Here is a 6,568-nt window from a genome sequence, read left to right as displayed (position 1 = left end):
ACCCCCACCCCCCCCGGCTACAACGGCCCCGACGGCACGGGCAACGGCGGCTACACCGCGGGGCTGCTCGCCGCGCACCTGACCGGAGTCGGCGGGCCCGCCGTCCAGGTCACCCTGCGCACACCGCCGCCCCTGGACCGGCCGCTGACCGTGGAGGGCGACCCCGCCGGCACCCTGAGCATGACCGATCCCGCCGCCGAGGAGGAGGGCGCCCGCCTGGTGGCAGAGGCGACGGCCGCGGAGCTCCCCGACACCCCCGTCATCCCGGGCGGCCCGGTCAGCGAGGCCGAGGCCCGGGTCGCCGAGAGCCGCTACCCGGGACTGACCGCGCACCCCTTCCCGCGCTGCTACAGCTGCGGCCCCGACCGCGCCGAGGGCGAGGGCCTGCGCCTGTTCGCCGGATCCGTGCGCCCGGGCAGCGGCCCCGACGGGGTCGGCAACACCGTCGCCTGCACCTGGACCCCGCACCCCGCCCTGGACGACGGCTCCGGCGGAGTCGGCCTTCCCCAGGTGTGGGCCGCCCTGGACTGCCCCGGAGGCTGGTCCAGCGACGTCTCCGGCCGGCCCGCGCTCCTGGGCCGGATCACCGTCCGGGTCGACGAAGCGCCCCGGATCGGCGACACCTGTGTGGTGATGGGCCACCTGGAGTCGGTCGACGGCCGCAAGATCCGCACCGGCAGCGCCCTCTACGACACCGGGGGACGCCTCCTGGCCCAGGCACGGGCCACCTGGATCGCGTTCCGGGCCTGACACGACGCGGATTCCGCCGAGGCGCTACCGTGACTTCCTGTGGCCCTCCAACGCGCGCGGCAGACCGCGACGACCGACAGCAGTGACGCCTCCGGTACGACCGTGCCGGAGGCACCCTCCGCGCGTCGGAGCGGGCGCGGGCGCGACCCGGAGCGGCGCCGCGCCATCCTGGACGCCGCCGACCGGGTGATCCAGCGCGACGGACCGGACGCGTCGATGCTGGTCATCGCGGCCGAGGCCGGGATCAGCAAGCCGATTTTGTACCGGCACTTCGGCGACAAGGGCGGCCTGTACCGGGCGCTCGCCCGGCGCCACGTGGACCCGCTCATCGAGCGCATCCGCGAGGAGCTGCACCAGGACACCGAGTTCGAGGCGCGCGCCCGTGCCACGGTCGGCGCCTACCTGTCGATGATCTCCCAGAACCTCAACCTCTACCGGTTCCTGATGGACCGGGCCACCTCCGAGGACTCCCGCACCCGCAGCGACCTGGGCATGATGGTCCGCCGACTGGGGGAGGAGCTCGCCGACCAGCTCGTCACCGAACTGTGGGTCGACGACCGCCTGCGCTCCCAGATCGTCGCGCACGCCGTGGTGGGCATGGTGCAGGCGGCGGGGGAGTGGTGGCTGGAGCACCCCGAGGTCGACGAGGAGGAGATCATCACCGACCTCACCGGTGCCGTGGTCGGCGCCATCCGCGGCGGCGGGGTCTGAGAACTTTCTCCTGTTCCCTTGACCTGGAGTGCACTCCAGGTCCCATGCTTCTTGCCATGAGGGACTACTACACCCCCGGTGAGGTCGCCGAGCGTTTCGACCTCACTCTGGACACCCTGCGTTACTACGAGAAGGCGGGACTGCTCCGACGCGTGGACCGCTCTCCCAGCGGACACCGCCGCTACCGGTCCGACGACGTCGAGCTGCTCGACATGATCCGGTGCCTGCGCGACACCGACATGCCCATCGCACGGCTGCGCGAGTTCGCCGAGCTCGTCCGCGGCGGCGACAACACCGTTCCCGACCGCCTGGACCTGCTCCAGAACCACCAGGAACGGCTGAACGAGCGCATGGCCGAGATGCGCAAGTGCCAGACGGTGATCCAGCACAAGATCGACTACTACCTGGGCGTGCTCGCCGACCGCGCTCCCGAACCCGTCAAGGAGACCTCCTGATGCGCTACACCTCCATCGGCGACCGTCGCGTCAGCGCCCTGTGCCTCGGTGCGATGAAGTTCGGCAGTGAGACCGACGACGCCACCTCCGCCGCCCTGCTCGACCGGTTCGTGGAGGCCGGGGGCACCTTCGTGGACACCGCCGACTGCTACCAGTTCTGGGTGGAGGGCTTCGAGGGCCACGAGAGCGAGACCTTCCTGGGCCGGTGGCGCCGTGAGCGCGGTGTCACCGACGAGGTCGTGATCGCCACCAAGCTCGGCGCGCAGCCCACCGTGCCGGGCACCGGCCTGGAGACCAAGGAGGGCCTGTCCGCCGAGGCCGTGGCCACGGCCGCCGAGCGCAGCCGCCAGCGACTGGGCGTGGACCGGCTGGACGTGCTGTACGCCCACCAGGAGGACGCGGGGACCCCGCTGCCCGAGACCCTGGGGGCCTTCGCCAAGCTCGTCAGCGAGGGTTCCGTCTCCCACGTGGGGCTGAGCAACCACCGCACCTGGAAGCTGGAGAGGGCCCGAGCCGTCACCGAGGCGCGGGGCTGGCCGCGCCCGCGGGTGCTCCAGTACCGGTACAGCTACCTCCAGCCCCGCCTCGACCTGCCGCTCCGGTCCATGGGGCACATGCACGTGACCCCCGAACTCCTGGACTTCGTCCGCGCCGAGGCCGCCGAGGGACGGGAGTACACGCTGGTCGCCTACACCTCGCTGCTGTGGGGCGCCTACACCCGTCCGGAGAAGGCCGCCGAGCTGGACCCGGCCTACGACCACCCGGGCACGCCCGCCCGCCTGGCGGTTCTGGACGAGGTCGCCCGGGAGACCGGGGCCACCCGCAACCAGGTCGTGCTCGCCTGGCTGATGGACAGCGATCCGAGGGTGGTGCCGCTGGTGGGTGTGAGCTCCCTGGAACAGCTGGACGAGGCGATCGAGGCCACCGACCTGAAGCTCGGCGAGGAGCAGTGGAGGCGCCTGGCCGAGGCCGGATGAGCCGGAGGGGCGTGCCGGAGGGGCGTCCGCCGCGTCAGGAGCGTTGTCCACAGGACGGGGGTGGGGCCTGGTGCGTGGCGGCGCGGTCAGTCACACTGCGTTCGGGGGCACACGCGGTGGCCACGGGCGGAACACGGCGCCCCCGAATCCAGGTCAGGCCGCCTCCACCAGGTGCCGCCAGCCCGTTCCTCGCCCTGTGGACAACCCGGGTGCCGCCGTGCGGAGCGGCGTCCCGACCTCCACCCGTTTCGGCGGAACACCCCCACCTCCGCTTCTTCGGAAAGCCGCACGGGCATCCACCACACGTCCCGGCCCCGCTCCCGGGAAACCGGCGGGCGTGGCCGGGGTCGGTCACCAGTCCCGGACAAACCACGCGTAACACCCGATGTGCAAGAACACGCGGTTTTGCGATGCTTTGACCGGATACCTTCCCTAGTGGCGGCGGAGTGGCCGCGCCGCCTCGGTCCGCGAACCCGTGGGAGGGGCGACTTGCCCGAGAGTACGTATCACCAGATCCACTTCGCCTGGGCCGAACCCACCCTCCTCGGTCGCGTCGGCCCCGGCCCGGCCGCCTCCTCCCTCCCCGAGTCCGAGCAGCCCGCCCTACGTTCGTGGCGTGACCGCCTCGTCCCCGCGCTCACCGCCGACTACCGCTCGGCACTACCCGGCACCGACCCCGCCGACTACCCCGAGACCCTCTGGGCGCGCGCCTACCCCGACGGGCAGGCCGCCCTGGTCTACCGATGGCCCGGCGACGTCCGTTCCGCGAACGCCTGGGCGATCGTGGGGCCCGCGCACGGCCTCACCCTGCCGCGACTGCTCTCCCTGCACGAGAACCCCAACACCCGACCGGCCCACCGCAGACCTCCCGCGCCCGGCTGGGCGACCATGGACACCCTCCCCACCCCCCGACCCTGGGAGCGCACAGCCGCGCCCGGTGCCGTGCGCACCCGCGACCGGCGCGCCGCCGAGACCACCGTCGAGGACGAACCCATCCTGGTCGGCGCGGTGGCCGCCGCCCTCCACCGGCCGGACCAGCCGATCCACATCGCCCTGGCCCCCGAACGCGCCGACCTGTGGCAGGCGGTGCAGATGCGCTTCCTGTGGGGCCTGCACCGGGTTCTGCACGACGTACTCACCCCGCCCCGCGCCATCCCCGCGGCCGGGTGGAGCTGGTCGTTCTCCACCTACGATCCGGTCCTGGGCACCACCGACGGCCAGCACCTGGCCTTCGGACCGCCGACCTCCGGCGCCTCCGGCCCCTTCCTGGAACCCCCGGCGGCCGACTACCGCAGGGTCGCCGAAGGCCTCGTGGCCGTCCTGCGCGAGGAGGGCGGGGACGCGCTCGCCCGCCATCTGCGCGAACGCGGCGTACACGAGGCCCCGACCTTCGCCGACCGCCGCGAACTGCTGCGCGACTGGCTCGACCCCCGGCCTCCGGAGCGGAGCCCCGACGACGTCCCCGCCCCCGAACGCCTTGCGGACGGGGAGACCGCGCACGAGGACCTCTCCGGCACCGGGACGCCCCTTCCCGACCTTCCCGAGGCGGAGGCCCCGGGCGAGGAGGAGACCGGGCCGCAACCACCCTCCCAACCCCGCTTTCCCCGAGGACGCCCCCGCGGGGAACGTCTTCCCGGGGAACGTTCCCACGGGGAGGACGCAGGGCTCCCCGGCGATCCGGTTCCGGGCGTGCCGGGCGGTCAGCGTTCCCTGAGGGGGATCCTCGACGAGAACGCGGCGGCATCCGCCGGCCCCGCCCGGGAACGGGAGAAGGACGCCCGGGCCCACCGGGGGTCCGGCGACACGGACACACCAGCGGACGAGGACAACGAGTCTCTCTGGCCCGAGACCGCTCCCGAGCCGCTCCCGGGGGAACCGGGGCCCGACGACTCCGGGAGCACCCCCGGGCGACACTCCCGACCGCGCATCGCACCGGCACGAGGGTCCTCCGGCACGGACGGGGAGAGCGCCTCCTCACCGCCCAGGATCTTCGGAGCACCCGAACCCCACGATCCCCCGGGAACCCGCAGGCCACGCATCCTGCCGGACACCCCCTCCGGCACTCCGGACGACCGGAACCCCTCTCCGTCCACCGACTTCCCCGCGCCGAACCCGGACGGTTCCCGTTCCGCCGACGCGGCGGCGCCAGAGGTCTCCGAACCCTCCGATGACGGCGCCATCCGGAGCCCCCAGCGTGGAGGGGAACCCTCCCGGCCCGACGGTTCCCCGACGGTGCTCGGAGGGAGTCCGGGGCGGGGCTTCGAGGGCAGAGGGGAGGGCAGGTTCCGGTTCCTGGGACGCGGCACGCGCGCCGTGACGGAGCCGGACAAGGACGAATCCCCCTCCGCTTCTCCGATTTCCTCGGACGAGCACGAGTCCCTCCCACCTTCCGGACACGGCACGCATACCGCCCCGGAGGCGGCGGAGGAGGAAGGCGATCCCCAGGAGGGAACGGGGACGGTCGCCCGTGAGGGAGCGAAGACACCTTCCACACCCTCCGCACCTCCCGCCCCGTCCCAGGACACCTTCGGCACCGGCGGAGCGGTGAGCCCGGACCGGGAGGCCGTGCCGCCCCCTGAGTCCCTCGACCCCCAAGAAACGCACGGTCACGAGGACGCGTGGACCATCACGGCCTCCCCCGGGGCCCCGGCGGCGCCGTCCACCAGGAACGACGGGGCTCTCGAATCCGCGGCGGGAACGACGGGGGGACCGGCGAGGGGCCCCGACCTCACGGACGGCCCCCACGACCGGGAACCCGCCGACGCGCCGCCCCTGCCGGTGGGCCCCGACACCGCGACCACCACCCCACGGGAGGGGGCGCTCGACTACGCGGCCGAGACAGAACCCGGCCCGGACGCCGCCTCCCGGGAGGAGGACACCGAGGACAACTGGCCCACCCAGTACGTCGACCTCCCCCTGTCCCGCCTGGAGCGCTGGCACTCCCGCCACGGACCCGAGGGCGCCCGCACCGACGTGGCCGACGCCCGTGCCGCCGTCCGGGCCGAACGCGCCGAACTCCAGCGGGTCCGCGAGGAACGCGACCACTACCACGCGGAGGTCCAGGAGCTGCGCCGTGAGGTCGCCCGCCTGGACCGGCCCTGGCTGGAGGGCCCGGGTGGGGACGACGAGGTTCCCGAGACCGTTCGTCCCCGCCGCTGGCCCTCCCGCGTCCTGGTCGTGATCCTGCTGGTCGCCTTCCTGGCCACCGGTCTGGAGGCGGGTGCCCGATTCGGCCTGGGCGCCGTGGACCTGGTCGGATCGCTGATCACCGGGATCGCCGAGACCCTCGGTGAGACCTGAGACCTGGGACCCGGGACCCGACCGCCCGTCACTCCTCGGCCAGGCGTCCCAGCACGTCCGGCAGCCCACCGGTGTGCGCCACCGTCAGCCGGCGCGTGGCACGGGTGACCGCCACGTACAGGTCGTTCCCACCACGCGGCTGCGCCAGCACCGCGTCCGGCTCCACGACCACCACCGCGTCGAACTCCAACCCCTTGGACTCGGTCGCGGTCAGCACCACCACCCGCTCCGCCAGGACGTCCCGCCCCACACCCGGGAGTCCCGCCTCCGGGCGAGCAGCTCCGGGCAGCGCCGCCGCCACCGCGTCCACACACCGGTCCGCGGTGATCACCGCGACCCTGCCGTCGCCGACCCCGGCGGCCTCCTCACCGACCA

At 73.7% G+C, this 6,568-nt stretch carries 5 protein-coding genes and 1 pseudogene (1 of these 6 only partly in view); 5 read left to right on the top strand and 1 reads right to left on the bottom strand.

Annotated elements, in window-relative coordinates; all coding sequences use genetic code 11:
- The 5 genes from D455_RS0105365 to D455_RS0105345 form a co-directional block, all read left to right on the top strand.
- On the top strand, window positions 1-750 hold a 750-nt coding region (locus D455_RS0105365), incomplete at its 5' end, for a hypothetical protein (protein ID WP_017569734.1).
- A gap of 39 nt (window positions 751-789) precedes the next feature.
- A complete protein-coding gene (locus tag D455_RS0105360; protein WP_017569733.1) occupies window positions 790-1,461 on the top strand; it encodes a TetR/AcrR family transcriptional regulator in 672 nt (223 codons plus the stop codon).
- A 56-nt stretch (window positions 1,462-1,517) separates the two neighbouring features.
- Window positions 1,518-1,916, top strand: a complete 399-nt coding sequence (locus D455_RS0105355) for a MerR family transcriptional regulator (RefSeq protein WP_017569732.1) — start codon at window positions 1,518-1,520, stop codon at window positions 1,914-1,916.
- Window positions 1,916-2,893: an aldo/keto reductase gene (locus tag D455_RS0105350; protein ID WP_017569731.1), complete on the top strand. Its 978-nt coding sequence runs from the start codon at window positions 1,916-1,918 to the stop codon at window positions 2,891-2,893. Before D455_RS0105355 ends, D455_RS0105350 begins: the two co-directional genes overlap by 1 nt.
- 489 nt (window positions 2,894-3,382) lie before the next feature.
- The gene (locus D455_RS0105345; protein WP_020480237.1) at window positions 3,383-6,193 is read left to right on the top strand and encodes a hypothetical protein; all 2,811 of its coding nucleotides are present in this window, start codon (window positions 3,383-3,385) and stop codon (window positions 6,191-6,193) included.
- Window positions 6,194-6,221: 28 nt separating this feature from the next.
- On the opposite strand, the pseudogene D455_RS29320 reads toward D455_RS0105345, so the two are convergent.
- Window positions 6,222-6,568 (bottom strand): annotated as a pseudogene (locus D455_RS29320) (HelD family protein) (it continues 1,937 nt past the right edge of the window).

Origin of the sequence: Nocardiopsis halotolerans DSM 44410, assembly GCF_000341065.1 — a bacterium.
Lineage (GTDB): Bacteria > Actinomycetota > Actinomycetes > Streptosporangiales > Streptosporangiaceae > Nocardiopsis > Nocardiopsis halotolerans.
The sequence above is the reverse complement of the archived record's forward strand: the minus strand, read 5'-3'. Positions and strand labels throughout refer to the sequence as shown.

Excerpts from the sequence above, each read along its gene's own strand:
- D455_RS0105355 (WP_017569732.1), top strand. The coding sequence starts at position 1,518 with ATGAGGGACTACTACACCCCCGGTGAGGTCGCCGAGCGTTTCGACCTC.
- D455_RS0105350 (WP_017569731.1), top strand. The coding sequence starts at position 1,916 with ATGCGCTACACCTCCATCGGCGACCGTCGCGTCAGCGCCCTGTGCCTC.